The 17,627-nt window shown below is 36.9% G+C and carries 12 protein-coding genes and 1 riboswitch; of the genes, 5 read left to right on the top strand and 7 right to left on the bottom strand.

Features of this window, described 5'->3' with window-relative positions; genetic code table 11:
• Positions 1–10,979: CLIPPER-2 domain-containing protein (locus tag BAQ44_RS13225; RefSeq protein ID WP_071721943.1), on the bottom strand; the 10,979-nt coding region annotated here is incomplete at its 3' end.
• A 122-nt stretch (positions 10,980–11,101) separates the two neighbouring features.
• On the opposite strand from BAQ44_RS13225, the gene BAQ44_RS13220 reads away from it, so the two are divergent.
• Positions 11,102–11,962, top strand: coding sequence for a GNAT family N-acetyltransferase (locus tag BAQ44_RS13220; RefSeq protein ID WP_071721942.1), 861 nt, complete (start codon positions 11,102–11,104; stop codon positions 11,960–11,962).
• A 43-nt stretch (positions 11,963–12,005) separates the two neighbouring features.
• Here the strand turns inward: BAQ44_RS13220 and BAQ44_RS13215 are convergent, their stop codons facing one another.
• Positions 12,006–12,566 carry a cysteine hydrolase family protein gene (locus tag BAQ44_RS13215; RefSeq protein ID WP_063263722.1) on the bottom strand — a complete coding sequence of 187 codons (561 nt, stop codon included), beginning with the start codon at positions 12,564–12,566 and terminating at the stop codon, positions 12,006–12,008.
• A gap of 182 nt (positions 12,567–12,748) precedes the next feature.
• Here BAQ44_RS13215 and BAQ44_RS13210 point away from each other — a divergent pair, with 182 nt between their 5' ends.
• On the top strand, positions 12,749–13,009 hold the full coding sequence (locus BAQ44_RS13210; RefSeq protein WP_001195212.1) for a DUF6123 family protein: 261 nt from the start codon (positions 12,749–12,751) through the stop codon (positions 13,007–13,009).
• Between the two features lie 2 nt (positions 13,010–13,011).
• Here BAQ44_RS13210 and BAQ44_RS13205 read toward each other — a convergent pair whose 3' ends face one another.
• From BAQ44_RS13205 to BAQ44_RS13195, 3 genes are all read right to left on the bottom strand, one after another.
• On the bottom strand, positions 13,012–13,917 hold the full coding sequence (locus tag BAQ44_RS13205) for a DMT family transporter (RefSeq protein ID WP_063263721.1): 906 nt from the start codon (positions 13,915–13,917) through the stop codon (positions 13,012–13,014).
• Positions 13,918–13,930: 13 nt separating this feature from the next.
• Positions 13,931–14,317: a reverse transcriptase-like protein gene (locus BAQ44_RS13200; protein WP_000573872.1), complete on the bottom strand. Its 387-nt coding sequence runs from the start codon at positions 14,315–14,317 to the stop codon at positions 13,931–13,933.
• A gap of 71 nt (positions 14,318–14,388) precedes the next feature.
• Positions 14,389–15,261, bottom strand: a complete 873-nt coding sequence (locus tag BAQ44_RS13195; protein ID WP_071721941.1) for an aldose 1-epimerase family protein — start codon at positions 15,259–15,261, stop codon at positions 14,389–14,391.
• Positions 15,262–15,393: 132 nt separating this feature from the next.
• Positions 15,394–15,438, top strand: a riboswitch (PreQ1 riboswitch).
• A 6-nt stretch (positions 15,439–15,444) separates the two neighbouring features.
• Here BAQ44_RS13195 and BAQ44_RS13190 point away from each other — a divergent pair.
• The 3 genes from BAQ44_RS13190 to BAQ44_RS13180 all read left to right on the top strand — a co-directional run bounded on the left by BAQ44_RS13190 (position 15,445) and on the right by BAQ44_RS13180 (position 16,930).
• Positions 15,445–15,930, top strand: a complete 486-nt coding sequence (locus BAQ44_RS13190; RefSeq protein ID WP_001026467.1) for a QueT transporter family protein — start codon at positions 15,445–15,447, stop codon at positions 15,928–15,930.
• 151 nt (positions 15,931–16,081) lie between these two features.
• Positions 16,082–16,741 (top strand): ribonuclease H family protein, encoded by a 660-nt coding sequence (locus BAQ44_RS13185; protein ID WP_071721940.1) that lies wholly within the window; start codon positions 16,082–16,084, stop codon positions 16,739–16,741.
• A 12-nt stretch (positions 16,742–16,753) separates the two neighbouring features.
• Entirely contained in the window at positions 16,754–16,930 is a 177-nt protein-coding gene (locus BAQ44_RS13180; protein WP_000358801.1) for a zinc-finger domain-containing protein, read from the top strand.
• 33 nt (positions 16,931–16,963) lie between these two features.
• On the opposite strand, the gene BAQ44_RS13175 is transcribed toward BAQ44_RS13180, so the two are convergent.
• A complete protein-coding gene (locus BAQ44_RS13175) occupies positions 16,964–17,212 on the bottom strand; it encodes a DUF2564 family protein (RefSeq protein ID WP_000534395.1) in 249 nt (82 codons plus the stop codon).
• A gap of 119 nt (positions 17,213–17,331) precedes the next feature.
• Positions 17,332–17,529 (bottom strand): cold shock-like protein CspB, encoded by a 198-nt coding sequence (cspB, locus tag BAQ44_RS13170; protein ID WP_001161731.1) that lies wholly within the window; start codon positions 17,527–17,529, stop codon positions 17,332–17,334.
• Positions 17,530–17,627: the final 98 nt, after the last annotated feature.

Raw genomic sequence — 17,627 nt, 5'->3', positions numbered from 1 at the left:
TGTGCTTGCACGAAATTTGTAATGACAATATTACTTGTAGATGTTTCAGTAATAGGCGGTTGCCCTGGGTCTGGTTGAATTGTATATGTTGTATTAGACTGATTTGTAATCGATTGCTGTGAGAATGGATCGTTAATAAGAATTTGGAACGAAATAAGGTGAGTAGCGTTTGCTGCAAGATCAGGCAAAATAACACCTGCATTCGGATTTGCACCAAGTATAGCTGTTCCGTTAAGTGTAAAACTATTTTCTACGAATGTAGTACCTTCTGGAATCGTATCTGAAAATATGAGATTAGTAGCTGGAATATTTCCGGTATTTTCTAGTGTTATCGTATAGGTCAAAATATCCCCTGTTGTTGCTTTTTGTGCATTGACTGCTTTTAAAGAAAGCGCATTCGCATCCGAAATTTGTGTGAAAGCTGGATTAGACGTAATGGTTCGAGAGATGATAGGAGCAGTTGGATCGGCGATAAAAGTATAGTCAATACGTGCTATATTAGAAATTGGATTCACGCTTGGAATGGATTGAACGATAACTTGGAATGTGACTGTGACGATTTCCGAAGGTGCAATGGAGTTTAATGAGATTCCTACGTTTGGATCAGCACCCGGAGCTGAAGCGCCATTTATGGTTACGCTATCCGGAATAAATGCAGTTCCCTCTGGGACCAAATCTGTTAAAGTAACTGTATTTGCAGTTGTATTCCCGTTATTTTGAACGACTACAGTGTAAGTGATTGTACCGTCAGTAGACTGTACGAGGGAATCTGTATTTTTAATTGCGGATAGGGATGCATCAACGACAGCTGTATTCACCGTATTAGATGAAGATGTTGCTGTAACTGGAGGTTGGCTTGGATCGACAATATAAGTGTAACTTGTAAGTGCTTGATTTATAATTGCTCCTTGCGGTGGAATAGAATTTGCAAGAAATTGGAACGTAATCGTAGCAGAATCACCTGGTGCGATAATACCAACTGGAATACCGAGAGTTGGACTTGCATCTGGAAGTGAAATCCCGTTAAGCGTAACACTATTTGGAACAAATAATGCCCCTTCAGGAACTCCGTTAATGAGTAATACAGAATTTGCAGGGAAGTTTCCAGTATTCGTTAATGTTGCTGTATACGTAATGATATCTCCGATAGATACGATTGATCGATTTGCTTCTAAAACAGTTGTAACAGTCGCGTTATTAATTTGTGTGGAAGCACTATTAGAAGTTATAGTACCTGTAACAGGAGGAGAAGTCGGATCAACTATAAATTCGTATTGAATAGATGCAACGTTTGTAATTGGGTTCGAAGGTGGAGTAGATGTAACAATGACTTGGAACGTAACGGTTGAGGAACTACCAGTATTCACAGTTCCGATACTCACTCCGTTATTTGGATTGGCACCTGGGATGGTACTTCCATTTACAGTGAAACTATTTTCAACAAAAGTCGTTCCTACTGGAATCGAATCTGAGAAATTTACATTCGTAGCGTTTGTATTGCCGCTATTTTGAAGTAAAACTGTATAAGTGATCGTGTCTCCGATATTCGCAAAGGCTGTATTAGCAGTTTTTACAGCTGAAAGTATTGCTGAATTAATAGAAGTAACGAAGACGTTCGTTTCCACATTGCCAGGCTGAGCCTGTAATGCATTTCCTACGTTATATTGGAAGTTCACAAATCCTAAGTTTTGGAGTTCCGGTGTAAATGTTGTTGGATTGCTTACGATTTGAACTTGGAATACGATTGTTACAGTTTGATTTGGAATGATTGTATTTATGCCAATACCGTCAATGATAGAAGCAGATGCTAATGGTGTGCCATCAACAATAACTGATCCTGCAACAAATTGTGTCCACGATGGAATCGGGTCTGAGAAAATAACGTTATTAGCAGGAATATTTCCCGTATTTGTAATCGTAGTTGTATACGTAATCGTATCACCAATCGTTGCAAAAGCTTTATCTCCGATTTTAGTAGTAGTTAAAATAGCACTTTCAATTGTTGTTGTAACACTATTTGAAGTAATGTTTTTTGAAACGGGAGGATTAGCTGGATTAACGATATGTTGGAAACTAACGCTAGCTTGATTGGTAATTGGATTTATAGGCGGAATTTCATCGGCATTAATATGAAATGCTACGATGACAGATTGGTTTGGCGCGATATCGCCAATTGGAACGCCTGTAATGATATTTGCATTTTGGATGCTAGTTCCGTTAATTGTAAAGCTATTCGGTTCAAAGGAAGTTCCATCTGGAATCAGGTCGGTAAAAATAACATTCGTCGCACTAACATTTCCGCTATTTGTTATTGTAACGGTGTAGACAATATCTTGCCCGATATCCACTGTTGCCACATTTGAATTTTTTTGTGCGGTAAGGATAGCGCTATTAATTTGTGTTGTCGTTGTATTAGATTGATTGGAGGTTGTAATAGGTGGCTGGCTAGGATCAACGACATAATGATATGTGGTAGAAGCAGCGTTAGAAATGGGGTCAAGTGTTGGAAGTGTAGCAACTGTTGCTTGGAAAGTAACGATGGCCGTATTACCACCAGGAATGGAACCGATATTTACACCGGTAGATAAATCGGCATTTGGGATGGTTTGCCCATTAACTGTGAAACTATTCGGAACGAAAGTGAGATTGCTATTCAGAATATCAATAATGGTTACATCTGTAGCGGTCGTATTCCCGGTATTAGGAAGGTTAAGTGTAAATGTTATTGTATTACCAACATCAGCAAAAGTAAGATCTGCTGTTTTTGTACTAATAATATTTGCGTTGTTTATTTGAAGAAGTGTCGTGTTGGAAGTAGCTGCACTCGATACTGGCGGATTCCCTGGGTCCACAGTAAACGCATAAGTCGTGGATGCTATATTTGGTGCTGGATTACTAGGTGGGATGCTGTTCACTGTAACTTGAAAGACGATACTATATATTTCATTTGGTGGAAGTGCTGCAAGTAATACACCTGTATTTGGATCCGCATTAGGTTGTAAAATGCCATCGACAGTTAATGTGTTAGGAACAAATGTGAGTCCACTTGATAATACATCTGTGAATACAATATTAATTGCATCCGTATTTCCTATATTTGAAATAGAAGTAGTGTAAAAAACAGTTTGCCCGATATCTGCAAAGGATACATTTTCATTTTTCGTCATGGATAATATAGCTTCTTTCATTTGCGTTGAAACAGGATTACTAATTGAAGTTTCTGCATCAGGCGGCGAGACTAATTGATACGATGTTGATGAGAAATTTACAGCGGGGTTTTGTGTTGGTAAAGAGGTAACAGTTACTTGGAACGAAACATTTACTGTATTCCCGGCTGTTATAGGGCCAATATTTACACCGTTCGATGGGTCCGCACCGCTTTGAGGAATGCCATTAATAGAAAATGAGTTTGCAATAAATGTAGTTCCGCTCGGCGCAGTATCTGTGAATATAACATTTTGTGCAGATGAATTTCCGTTGTTTGTTAAAGTAACAGTATAAGTGAGTGTGTCCCCGATATGACTAAATGATTTATCGACTTGTTTTGATGAAAGAATGGTAGCAGTATTAATGGTAGTAAACACTGTATTTGAAGTAGCAGTTCTTGAAACAATTGGTGCATTAGGATCGGCGATGAATGTGTAAGAAGCAGTAGCGGAATTGGCAATAGGATTTTGGGCTGGTGTAGAAGTAGCGGTAACTTGAAATGCTATAGATATTGAGCTGTTAGGAGCAATTGATCCAATTGTTATACCTGTATTAGGAGTAAGGCCGAGTTGTGTGATGCCATTTATTGTGACGCTATCAGAAACGAACGATGTACCATCTGGAATAAGGTCAGTGAAAATAATATTCGTTGCATTTGTATTGCCGTTATTCGTTAAAATTGTTGTATAGGTAATGGTATCACCTAGTGTTACAAGTGTTTGATCGACCGATTTTATCATCGTTATCATAGCATCTAGTACGGGGTTTGTAACGATATTTGTTGAAGTAGAAGTAGTAGCAGGAGCTGCGCTTGGATCAACAGTATAAGAGTATAAAATGGTATCGTTACCCATAATCGAACTTGAAGGTGGCACTGAAATAACATTTACTTGGAAAGTAACAGTTACTGTTTCACCAGGAGCGATATTTGGTATAGTTACTCCAAGTGCAGGCTGTGCACCAATTTGCTGAAGACCATTGATTGTGACCGAATTTGGTATAAATGTAGTGTTAGCTGGAATAGCGCTTGTGAATGTTATATTCGTTGCTGGTGTATTACCGGTATTTGTAATCGTAGTTGTATACGTAATTGTATCTCCGACAGAAATAATGGATTTATCGGCACTTTTTGTAGTTGTTAATATAGCACTCTTAATTTTTGTTGAAACTGTATTAGATATATTCGTTTGTGATACAGCAGGTTGGCTAGGATCGACCACATGTGCAAACTGTACAGAACTAAAATTCGAAACTGGATTTATGCTTGGAATGTTTGTTACAAGTACATTTATCGTAATAGCAACCGTACTACCAGGGTTTATATTTCCAATCTGAATCCCGTTCCCGGGATTTCCAATTTGCTGCGCACCAGAATCATTTACAAGAGTGCCAGATATAAATGTCGTTCCATCAGGCAAAATATCCGTGAAAATTATATTTTGTGAAGTGACATTTCCAGGGTTACTTAATGTGATTGTATAAGAAATGGTATCGCCAATTGTTGCGAAAGCTTTATCTACAGATTTAACGAGAGCAATTTCCCCAGCATTTATTTGTGTCGAAACAGAATTAGATGACGTACTTCGTGAAACAAGTGGTAAATTAGGTCCTGTCATAAATTGATAATTAATAGAAGCGCCGTTTACAACCGGTGAGTTTGGTCCTCCGGGTCCGATTGTAAAAATAGGATTTGGGATACTAACTACTTGCACACGGAAGGTAACGTTTATAAAATCTCCTGCAATAATATCCCCAATGGGTATCCCATTTGCTGGATTTACTCCAGGTAATAAAACCCCACCTACTCGAACGCTATCCTCTATAAATACCGTATTATTTGGAATCGGATCTGTAAAAATGATATTCGTAGCAGTTGTGTTTCCTATATTCTCTAATAAAACTGTATACGTTAAAAATGAATTTCCAGGAGCGATGTCAGAAAATAGACGATCCACGCTTTTTGTTGCTTGGATGGTTGCTTCGTTAATTTGCACTAAAGTTGGATTACTTGTAGCTGTTTCTGTAACTGGTGGCTGGGTAGGGTCCACAATGATAGAGTATGTTGTGCTAGATTGATTTAACGTTGGATTTGTAGCTGGTATTGAACCAACGATCGCTTGAAAACTAATTGTTGTCGTTCCTCCAACTGGAATTGCGTCTAAAGAAATCCCGTTATCTGGTCTAAATCCAAGTTGTGGGATTGTATTAATTTGGACGCTATCAGGCACGAATGAAAGTTCAGGTGGTAATATATCGATAAAAACAGGTGTGTTTGCGGTAGTATTTCCGCTATTAGTGAGCGTAGTTGTATACGTAATTGTATCTCCAACAGCAGCAAATGCACTGCTCGCAGTTTTTGTTGCGATAACGGAGGCAGTATTTACTTGTGTAAAAGTTTTATTGGATTTAACGGTTCGTGAAACAGGCGGTTCATTTATATCAACAATAAAGCTATATTGAAGCGATGATTTGTTCGGAATTGGATTAGGGTTTGGAAGAGTTGTAATGTTTACTTGAAAGCTGAGTATAAATGATGCATTTGAATTTATGTTACCGATATTAATACCGTTTTGTGGATTTGCATTAGGGATGGTTGTTCCATTTACTGTAAAACTATTTGGAATAAACGTCGTACCATTTGGAATTAAATCTGTAAAAATAACATTGTTTGCGGTAGTGTTGCCGGAATTAATAATGGTAGAAGTGAAAGTAAGTGTATCTCCGATAGTAGAGAATGTTGAATTGACAGTTTTATTTATAGATAGAGTAGCATCAATAATTGGAGTAACCGTCGTATTCGTAATTGTACTACCAACAGCAGGTGATTGGTTTGGATTCACGGTATATTCATAATTTACAAGAGCATTATTTGTTAATGTGCCACTAGGTGGTATAGCTAAAATTTGTGCTTGAAAAGTAATGAATACAGTATCTCCAGGCGAAATATCTGCTAAGTGAATACCAAGTGATGGGTCTAATCCTGGCTGAGGAACATTATTGATAGTTACGGAATTTTGGATAAAGGATGCGCCTGCACCAAGTCCATCCGTTAAAACAGTTGCACTAGCAGGGATATTTCCTGTGTTCGTAACTGCAATCGTATAAGTAACGATATCTCCAATTGCAGCTGTCGGTGTATTCACTGATTTCGTAGCGAGAATAGTAGCATTGTTAATTTGAGTTGTTATTACATTACTTAACGCATCAGAGGATACTGGAGGTAAGTTAGGATTTACGACATATTGGTAAGCTGTATTACTTTGATTAGGGATTGGATTCGGATTCGGGATGGAATTTACTTGCACTTGGAACGAGATGGTCGTATTTGCATTAGGGTTTATTGGATCGATTACTATGCCACTTGCTGGATTTACATTAGGGAATGTATTCCCATTTACTGTTACACTATTAGGAATAAACGATGTGTCACTTGGGATTACATCTGTAAATATCACATTTGACGCAAGTGTGTTTCCGTTATTCGTTAAAGTAGTTGTGTACGTAATAATGTCATTTACGTTAGCGAACTGTTTATCTGCAGATTTTGTAGCGGTAATAGAGGCGTTATTAATAGTTGTCTGTACAGTGTTAGATGCCACCATCTGCATGACGGCTGGCTTGGATGGATCGTACGTGTATTGGAATGTAGTGCCTGATTGATTTGTAATCGGATTTACAGCAGGGATAGTTGGTATAAAAACTTGGAATGCAACAGTACGTGATGAATTTGCTCCTATCGTACCAATAAGAATGCCGTTAGCAGGATTTGCATTTGCTATAGGAACACCGTTAATCGTTACAGTGTTAGGAAGGAAGATAGTACCAGCTGGAATGATATCTGTAAACGTTACATTGGAGGCAGGTATATTGCCATTATTACTTAAAACTGTTGCATAAGTTATGACATCACCAACATCAGCGAAATTTGTGCTCGTTAGTTTCGTAGAAACAATATTAGCGGTATTAATTTGTGTCGTTACTATATTACTAGTAGCATTTCTAACAACAGCAGGTAAATTTGGATCTGCGATAAAGCTATATTGAAGTGCAGCACTGTTTTGAACTGGATTTGGTGAAGGTAAACTATTTGTACTAATTTGGAAAACAATTGTTGTAATGCCGCCTGCTGGAATTGTACCGACTTGAAGACCGACACTTGGATCCGCACCTAGCTGTAAAGCGCCGCCTATAAAAGTACTATTTGGTACGAGAGTTGTGCCAGGAGGGGGTATATCGGTAACGACTACATTATTTGCTGGAGTATTTCCAGGGTTAGCTAGGGCAATTGTGTATGTGATCGGTTGCCCAACATCTGCAATAGTTAAATCTACCTGTTTGACAATAACTACATTTGCTAAGTTGATTTGTGTACTTACAGTGTTACTTAAAGATGTTTCTATAGTTGGTGGGTCGCCCGGATTTAAAATAAAGCTATACTGTGTACTAGATGAATTTATTGTTGGGTTTTGTGTGGGTAAAGAGGTGACAGTTACTTGATAAGAGACGGTAAGTGAGCCGTTAGCAGGAATGGAAGGTAACGGAACACCGACATTTGGATCGGCGGTATTTTGGAGTACACCATTAATAAGGAAAGTGTTTGGGATAAAGGTAGTACCGTCAGGATTCGTATCAACGAAAGCAGGACTATCAGCGGAAACACTTCCTGCATTCGTCAAAGTAACGGTATAAGTTAATATATCTCCTACGGTAGCAAACGCTCGATCCACTGCTTTGTCTGAAATGACATTTGCGTCATTCACTTGAGTAAATGTAGTGGTTGAAGTTGTGTTCTTACTTACAGGGGAAGCATTTGGATCCACAATAAAGTTATAGGCAATAGAAGCACTATTTGAAATAGGATTTGGATTTGGTATGCTAGTTATTAATACTTGGAATGAAGCTGTGATTGTAGTACCGGCATTAATACTACCAATAGTAATGCTAGTTGGTGTAATGCCTGGCTGAGTAATGCCGTTAACTATGACACTGTTCGGTACAAAGGCAGTACCATTCGCAATTGAATCGGATAGTACTACATTGTTCGCCACAACATTTCCATCGTTTGTAAGAGCAAAGGTATAAGTTAATACATCTCCAACTTCCGCAAATGTTTTATCTACAGACTTAGTAGCATGAAGATTTGCTAGTCTAATTGTTGATGTAACTGAATTAGAATTTGCTGTTTTTGAAGTTGGTGGCAGACTGGGATTTACAGTATATAAATAAGAAGCGAAAGCATTATTAATGATAGGATTTTGGGCGGTAATATTGATGACTGTTGCTTGGAAAGAAAGAGTAACAGTGGCACCGCCAGGAATTGTGCCAATAGGTAAAGCAATGAGAGAATCTACATTTTGCAAAACTCCGTTTAGTGTTACAGTACTAGGAGTCAATATCGTTCCATTTGGAAGTGGATCTGTTAGTTGAACGTTAGTTGCAGCTGTATTTCCACTGTTTGTAATAAGAATTGTATAACTAATTGTTTCGCCAATTGTAGCAAATTGTTTATTTGTTGATTTTGTTAATGTTAAATTCGCATTGTTAATTTGAGTGGAAACGAGATTCGAAGAAATGTTTTTTGTCACGGGTGATTGGCTAGGATTGACGGTATATTGATAAGAAGCACTTGAACCATTAGATACGACATTTGACGCGGGTATTGTGTTTACTACTACTTGAAATGAAACAGTTTTTGTTGAGCCAGTTGGGATTGATCCAATGTTCACACCGTTAGCGGGATTGGCACCCACTTGTGTCGTGCCATCTATTGTTAAACTGTTAAGGACGTAAGTTGTTCCGGTAGGAATGACATCTGTAAAAATAACGTTGTTCGCATTCGTATTACCTGTACCTGTAAAGGAAACGGTGTACGTTAATGTATCACCAATATCTGCAAAATTTTTATCTACTGCTTTTGCCATAGTTACAGTAGCGTTATTCACTTGAGTAGATACGATGTTGGTCGTATCAGTCCCACTTACTGCCGGCTGATTTGGCACAGGAATGTATTGATAAGTTGTTGTACCACTATTTAATATTGGATTTGTTTGCGGGATAGAAGGAACGAATACTTGAAATGAAACAGTAGTCGTAGAATTAGCAGCAATAGTACCGACAGATATACCATTAGCGGGATTTGCACCAGCTTGAGTAACGCCGTTAACAGTTACACTCCCTGGAATGAAAGTAGTCCCGCTAGGAATCGGATCTGTATATAAAACGTTAGTTGCGGCGATATTTCCTATATTAGCTAAGGCAATACTGTAAGTTAACGTTTCGCCAATATCGGTAAAGATTTTGTTAACTGATTTTGTACCATTAATATCTGCGAGGTTAATTTGTGTTCCTGCAGAGTTGCTTGTTGCAAGACCATTAAAAGTCGTTCCACCGGCAATTGGTGTATATTGAAATGTAATATTAGCAGTATTAGAGATAGGATTTTGGCTTGGAAGAGAAACGACAGTTGCTTGGAAAGTTACTGTACGAGAAGCGTTATTATTAATTGTTCCAAGAGATATACCAGCAGCTGGATTTGCATTTGTTTGAGGTACGTTATCTATCGTTACAGTGCCAGGTATAAAGGAGGTACCGTTAGGAAGACTATCTATAAAAATAACGTTATTGGCGGGAAGAAGCCCGGTATTAGGGATAGTAACGGTATAAGTGAGGACGTCTCCAATTGCAGCTACGCTTTTATTCACGCTTTTCGTTGCTTGTATGTTAGGCGAGTTTATATTAATTTGTAATCCGACTGTATTTAACATATATGCATCTCCGTTAGTTGTTAAACGGATTGCGGCGGAGACTTGGGAATTTGTTAAATAAGGAGAAATATCAATAGAAGTAATGTCCCAGCCTTGCCTTCCAGCGGAGATATTTGTACTTGTAGAAGCACTTTGATTTCGTGTTCCAAATGTCCCGGTTGTATCTAAATTTCCGGCAGCGTTATTCACTTGAGAACCGAAGAAATTATTTACAGCATTATTTGGCCCAGATAAAGCATTTAATGAACTGAAATTCGGTCCAAATAATGCTTGATCCCCAGTTAAATCAGCATCTCCTTCAGTAGAACTTAAAAATAATCTCCCGCTTACAGGTCCCCCTGACGGTGTTAAAAAGCCTGAGACAGATACATCTGCACTACCGGTATCGGCGGAAACGCGATTACCTGCTACATAAATGGTTAAATTTCTTGCGGGTAAGGAACCGTTTTGATAAGCGACAATGAGCGTCCATCCAGAAGAATTGATAGCTCCGTTAGAAGCATCTAAAGGATCAACAAGTCCAGGGACAGAGCCGGTTGTATAAGAGCCAGATCCTCCAGCTTGAACGAGGGATGTTACATCTGCGGAACGCGTATAGAATCCAAATGTGACAGATCCAGAAACGAAGGTTTGATTAGAAGCTGTAACGGTTGAAGGGGTAATTGAGTATGTTGACACAGGTGTTGTAAAAGAAACAGGGTTTCCTAATACACTCGTAATATTTTGATCACGAGATAAGTAGTTTCCACCCCAAACAAGTTCTGCATAAAGAATAGTACTACCAGCAGGGATATTTAAAATAGCGGTAGAACTATTTTGTGTATAGTTTAATGTTGTACCCGCAGGAAAAGTAGTTACTTGTAAAGCAGTATTCGTAGTTGCGAATGCACCAATTGCCCCGATTGTACCAGCACGGTTTAGATTACTAATTTTACTTAAGCCTAAAGTATTTCCTGTAATAGCGAGTGCGCCGTTAGTGGTGGTAGAAAATCGATTCGTAATGGGCATGTTGTCACCTCATTTACAATATAGTCTTGGTCAAAATAGGATATGTGTGTGACAGATAAAGTGAAACATGTACAAGTTGATTTGATAATAATGATTTAAATGTCTAGATAAGGGGATGAAGTATGCTTGAATTGGAAATTAAGGTGGAGCGTCTTAGGGAAGAACAAATAGGCGATATTGTAGCATTATCTTCTTATATTGGGTGGGATTATAACAGAGAAGAAATTGAGACTATTTTTGATTCAGGTATCGTATACGGTGTGTGGAATAAGAGGAAGGAACTTATTGCTAGTGCGGCAATTATATTATATGGGGAGAAATTAGCGTCTATCGGAATGGTCATTGTACATCCGAATTATAAGGGGAGAGGGATTGGAAAGGCGATAACGGATGCATGCATGAAGAGCGTATCGGTTCAAACTCCCATTATGCTTATTGCTACGGATGAAGGAAAGCCTCTATATGAAAAATTAGGATTTAGAGTAGTAAGCTATGTTTCTAAATACATATGTAGCTCGTACAATGTGAATGATTATTGTGTGGGAAATGAAGATTATATGGTGAAGTATGAAGAGTGTGATTTAGAAGAAATAATAAAATTAGATGAAAATGCGTTTGGAACAAATAGAGAAGAGTTTTTAACGAAAAGAATGATACAAAGTGAACTGTGCATTGTTGTAAAGGACAAGGAACAAAATGTATTAGGTTACGGTTTAAGTATACAAACATCAGAAAATAAAATAATAGGTCCAGTCGTTGCTAAAAATGATGAAATGGCAATACGAATTGTTCATCATTTAGCAAGAGAACATCATGGTAAATTAAGAATGGATGTACCAGAAGGAAAGAATGGTTTTATGAAAGAATTAGAGATTACTGGTTTTCAAAAGGTTCATACACCACCAATTATGATGAAAAATAGCGATAAATTATTAAAAAGGAGTAATGAACTGTATAGCATTGCAGCACAAGTTTTTGGGTGAAAAAAGAATCCTTTCGTGAAAAGGATTCTTTTTTATAACCAACTTAATCACGATATTGATCATGAATAGGTTCAAAAAGGTCTTCTTCGACATCTCTAACAACTGAAAAATGATCAACATTATAATGTCCATGTAGAGTTTTATTATGATGACCAATGATTTGCTCTGCTGATAATACGCTAGAATCAGTTGTGGAATGACCGTTTTTAATTAATGTAACGTCAAATCCTTGTACAGTAGCTGTTCTAACAGCGGTGTCGATGCAATGTTCTGTTTTACATCCACCGATAACGATATGGTTAATTTTTTCTTCTTTCAAAAGTTCGAGTAAAGAAGTGCCATAGAATGCGTTTGTTGCTGCTTTATTAATAAGGACTGCAGAGTTAGGTACTTGAATTTGATTATGTACTTCAAATCCTTCTCCGCTGCCAGAAGCAACATCGATATCCCTTACGAAAACAATAAGGGCATTTGAATCTATCGCTTTCTGTACGGCTGTATTTAGTGTAGATAATAACTCGGTTTTACGAAAAACTTCATTTTCTTGTTCATTTCCATCCATTAATTCTTGCTGCGCATCGATAATTAATAGTGCTTGTTTCATCGTGTCTCCCCTTTAATATGAAATAAGTTCCCCTATACATATTCATTCATATTGTAGAGAAATCCTCCATTGTCTATGAAGTAGACGATAGATTTACAAAGTTGTCAAAGAAATTTCATTCTCATAGCGTGTAAAAACATGTATGATAGGAGATGGAGAATTTTTGAGTAGGTGGGAATAACATGCAAACAGTAGAAGATTATCTTTCATTCTTACATACGAAAGGATTTAAACTATCAGAGGAAGCACAAGGGTTTATTATGTTCGGACAAGGATATACTGGTGCATCTGATGGAATTGTGAACGCAGCAATAGAAGCGACAATTAAACATCAATTACAGTTTGATGGGAGTTATTTTGTTGCGTTATTAGAACGATTGAAAGAAGAAGAAATTACAGATAAAAAAAGCGCAAAGGCTTTTATGCGGAAGTTACAAGCGTAACTTCATGCAGCCTGCGCTTCTTTTTTTGTTTTGGAAGGTAATTCAACAAAAATCATGCCTAGAAAAATACATAAGCATCCGATAATAGCAGAAATAGAAAGTTGTTCGTTTGCCACGAGAACGCCTGTTAAGGCAGCAAAAACGGGCTCCATTGCGAAAATGATTGCTACTCTCGTTGGAGACGTATGTTTTTGTGCTGATGTTTGAATGAAAAAAGCAATGGATGTTGCAAATAGGGAAGTTAGAAATAGAGCAAATAAAAAGGAAGAATTCGTCCATAGTGCTACTGAAAATAATTTTTCCCAATCTTCAAATAAAAAGGCGCAAATAGAAGAAAACATGCCGACAGCTAATACTTGCGACGTGCTTAATAATAAAGGTGATATTTTCTTAGAAAAGAAACCGTTAACGAGAATATGAGCAGCGAAAGCAACTGCACAACCGAGAACGAGTATATCTCCAATGTTTAATTGAAAAGAATCACCAGCTGTTAATAAGTATAAACCAGCTGTTGCTACAGCAATACCAAGTACGATAAAAATGGAAGCTTTTTGTTTTAAAAAGATAAAAGACAAAATGGGTACCATAACGATACTAAGCCCTGTTAAGAAACCTGCTTTTGAAGAGGTTGTATACAGTAAGCCAAATGTTTGTAACACATAGCCAACACATAAAAAGAATCCAACGATTAATCCAGCGAGGCTACTCTGTTTTATATCTTGTTTTGTAGTTTTTTTTGCGAAAATCATTTGAACGAATAATAAAATAATTCCAGCGAATAAAAAGCGAATACCATTAAAGGTAAATGGACCAACGAAAGACATAGCATTTTGAACGACAACAAATGTAGCTCCCCAAATAAAAGAGACAAATAATAAAGCAAGAGGAGCAATCCAATCTTTTTTCACACCCATACCCCCGTTAATTTTGTAAGATAGCTTTTCTAGCTAATTCATCAGCTACTTTATTTTGACTACTTGGAATCCACTTAATAAAAAAGAGATCGAAATTTTTTATGTACTGCAGTGCTTCCTCTAATAGCGGTGCAAACATTTTATTTTTTGCGTATTCTTTTTCGACAGCTCGCTCGACAAGTTGCGAATCTGTACGAAAAGAGACAATGTTATAATTATGCTCCGTGCAATATTTTAATGCAGCAAGTAAAGCGTGGTATTCTGCTTCATGGTTGGACATTGTCCCAAGGGGCAATGATAATTGTACAGCTGGTTGCACCCCTTTAATAAATACGCCTGCACCAGAAGGACCAGGATTTCCTTTTGATGCACCATCAATATATACTTCAATCAAAATGAGAAACCTCCAAATGATAAGATGATCCCCTACTTATATGTTTCCTTTTAAGTAGGGGATAGAGTAACTTAGCCGATTGTAATACTATAACGACATGTAAATGTTTCATTCGCTTGTAAAGATTGAATTCCTTTTTTTTCCTTGAAATCTTTTGCTGGATTTACTTCATCAGCAATCCCGTACCAAGGTTCAATACATAAGAAAGGTGCGTTTTCCCCTGATGTCCATACGCCGACAAATGGGAACCCGTCAAATTCTACTTTTACAAATTTATTATGTTTATGAGAACGAATAGAGATTTCATCCGTATTCATATTTTCAAAAATAAGCGCATCATTTTTGAATAAATCGTATGTAAGTGGTAATTCATGCGTATTTTCAGCGATTAATTGCTTTTTACTTGAAAGGTAAGGTCCTTCTAATACACTTGTTTCTAAGCGTTCAGAACCATTAAATGATAAATGATAATCTGTAAATGATTCGCCCTCTAATAAGGGGAAGTTGAAACCAGGATGTGCTCCGATTGAGAAGAACATCTCTTTTGAAGTAGGGTTATTTACTTCATATGTTACATGAACGATTTGTCCGTCCAGCTCATAAGAAACGAGTAATTCGAATTCGTATGGGTATTTTTTTAATGTTTCTTCATTACTAGTTACAATATAAGTGATTTTCGTTTCACTTTGTTCTTTTACAGAGAATGTAAGATCACGAGCAAAGCCGTGTTGTGTTAAAGAATATGGTTTACCATCTACGTAGTATGTATTATCTACTAATCGGCCGACAATTGGGAATAAAATTGGTGCGCGGCGCCCCCAATAAGTAGAATCGCCTTGCCATAAATATTCAGTGTTATCTTCTTTTAAGCGAACGCTTTGTAATTCTGCACCTTTGTCAGAAATGGAAACGATCACTTTTTCATTTTGAATTGTTGCTGTCATGAAGTGAAACCTCCTAAAACTTTCATATGTTTTATTATACGTTGTCTAAAAGAAAAAAGGTAGTTAATGATAGGAATCTATTGACGAAAGGGAGTGTATTGCGTAGAATATAATCTTGTTGCTTAAAAAACGAATAACGTGGTTCGAAACCATCCCACGTAAAAAAACTAAGGAGATTTTGTCATGAATATTAGAACATTAGTCGGTAATGGTATTTTAGCGGCATTATATATTGCTGTTTCTATGCTTATTCAGCCATTTGGCTTTACGAATGTACAGTTTCGTATTTCAGAGATGTTTAATCATCTTGTTGTATTTAATAAGAAAGCAATTTACGGAATTGTATTAGGTGTATTTTTAACAAATCTCTTTTTCTCACCAATGATCGCTTACGATTTAGTATTTGGAGTAGGGCAATCTATTCTTGCATTAGTTGCAACGATTATTTCTATGCGATTTATTAAAGGTGTTTGGGCTCGTATGATCTTTAATACAGTTATTTTTACAATTACAATGTTTATGATTGCAATTGAGCTTCATCTTGCATTTGATTTACCATTTATGTTGACTTGGTTAACGTGTGCCATCGGTGAATTTGTTGTCATGGCAATTGGTATGCCTGTAATGTACTGGATTAATAAACGAGTACAATTTGAAAGATTTATGTAATAGATGAAAGAGCTATTCCTAAAGGGATAGCTCTTTTTATGTGTAATCACATTGAATATAATACTGTGACTCTTGATAAAATATAATAAAATAAAGTGAGGCTTTCGTTAGCTGGTTACATAAAAGAAGTCTTATATAAGGGGAATCTAGTATGAAATATAAAATTCATTGGTTGTATAAAACGAAGCACGGTTTGCAGACGGAATTAACGACAGATTATATGAACATAGAAAATGTACTGCAATTTGCAGAGGATTTCGAGAAAACAGGAAGAGTGAAAGAACTATCATTTTATGATGAAATGGATGCAGAATGGTCATTAAAGGAAATGAAAAAGCTGAGTAAACAAGTGGAGGAAGAGCTACAAGAAATACTCGTTTATTTTGATGGTGGTTATGATGTACAGACGAAAGAAGCTGGGGTAGGTATATGTGTATACTATAAAAAAGGGAATAAACAATACCGAATTCGCCGTAATGCATATATTGAAGGTGTATATGATAATAATGAAGCGGAATATGCATCATTACTATATGGCATGAATATACTCGAGGAATTAGGAATTAAGTATGAAGCAGTTACGCTTCGTGGTGATTCTCAAGTTGTACTGCAGCAATTGGCTGGAGAATGGCCTTGTTATGATGAGCATTTAAATCATTACTTAGATCAAATTGAACAAAAAGCGAAGCAAATGAAGTTAAAGCTTGTATGTGAACCGATATCTAGAAAACAAAATAAAGAAGCGCATCAATTAGCTACGCAAGCATTAGAAGGAACCGTCATTGATAGTCATAAAGAAATAACCGAATAGAGAGGTGCAAAGGTGGATAAAAAGCAACTCATTACAGAGGTAAATGACTTATTAGAAACGTATTGTGAAGGGTGTTTTCTGCGAGAACATAATCGAAAGACAAATAGTAAGTATTATGCTCATTCCTTTTGTATTAGGCAATGTACAGTTGGAGAAACATTGAAAAAGTATGGAGAACAGTTGTCATGAAAAAACATCCAGAGAAAGTTCTCTGGATGTTTTTTAGTGTCTAGCTTCGTTTAGTTGATGCTCGCATTTGCTTAATTTTTTTTCTTCATTCATTAAGAATGGCTCATCTAAATCTGTTGCCACAGATTTCATAATTTCAAGCTGAGAGCGAGCGGCTTCTACAGCGGTAGTAGCATGCTCTAATGTATCTGGATCCATTGAAATTGTCGCTGATCCTACCATTTTTTGTGCTGTTTCTACACGGAATTTCACTTCTTCAAAATCATTTACTTCTGATCCCATTATTACTTCCTCCTTTGTATATTGCGCATTTCACATAGTTTTTGCTCTGTAAAACGGAAATATACAAAGGAATAACAAAGGAGGTTACCAAATAAGGTAACCTCCTGTTATATGTTGGATTAAAGTTTTACTACGTTAGCAGCTTGAGGTCCGCGGTTTCCTTCAGTGATATCGAAAGATACTTCTTGGCCTTCTTCTAAAGCTTTGTAGCCGTCACCTTGAATAGCAGAGAAATGTACGAATACATCGTCAGCGCCTTCCATTTCGATAAATCCAAAACCTTTTTCGTTGTTAAACCATTTTACTTTTCCTTGCATGTTACAATTCCTCCTAAAAACATTTGCTTTTTTCATTTAGTGAAATTCATTTGAAAGATAATATAAACTAAAAATGCTATAATCTTGAATATTCTGCT

The organism is Bacillus mobilis, assembly GCF_001884045.1.
GTDB lineage: Bacteria > Bacillota > Bacilli > Bacillales > Bacillaceae_G > Bacillus_A > Bacillus_A mobilis.
The sequence above is the reverse complement of the archived record's forward strand: the minus strand, read 5'-3'. Positions and strand labels throughout refer to the sequence as shown.

Excerpts from the sequence above, each read along its gene's own strand:
- BAQ44_RS13220 (WP_071721942.1), top strand. The coding sequence starts at position 11,102 with ATGCTTGAATTGGAAATTAAGGTGGAGCGTCTTAGGGAAGAACAAATA.
- BAQ44_RS13215 (WP_063263722.1), bottom strand. The coding sequence starts at position 12,566 with ATGAAACAAGCACTATTAATTATCGATGCGCAGCAAGAATTAATGGAT.
- BAQ44_RS13210 (WP_001195212.1), top strand. The coding sequence starts at position 12,749 with ATGCAAACAGTAGAAGATTATCTTTCATTCTTACATACGAAAGGATTT.
- BAQ44_RS13195 (WP_071721941.1), bottom strand. The coding sequence starts at position 15,261 with ATGACAGCAACAATTCAAAATGAAAAAGTGATCGTTTCCATTTCTGAC.
- BAQ44_RS13190 (WP_001026467.1), top strand. The coding sequence starts at position 15,445 with ATGAATATTAGAACATTAGTCGGTAATGGTATTTTAGCGGCATTATAT.
- BAQ44_RS13185 (WP_071721940.1), top strand. The coding sequence starts at position 16,082 with ATGAAATATAAAATTCATTGGTTGTATAAAACGAAGCACGGTTTGCAG.
- BAQ44_RS13175 (WP_000534395.1), bottom strand. The coding sequence starts at position 17,212 with ATGGGATCAGAAGTAAATGATTTTGAAGAAGTGAAATTCCGTGTAGAA.
- cspB (WP_001161731.1), bottom strand. The coding sequence starts at position 17,529 with ATGCAAGGAAAAGTAAAATGGTTTAACAACGAAAAAGGTTTTGGATTT.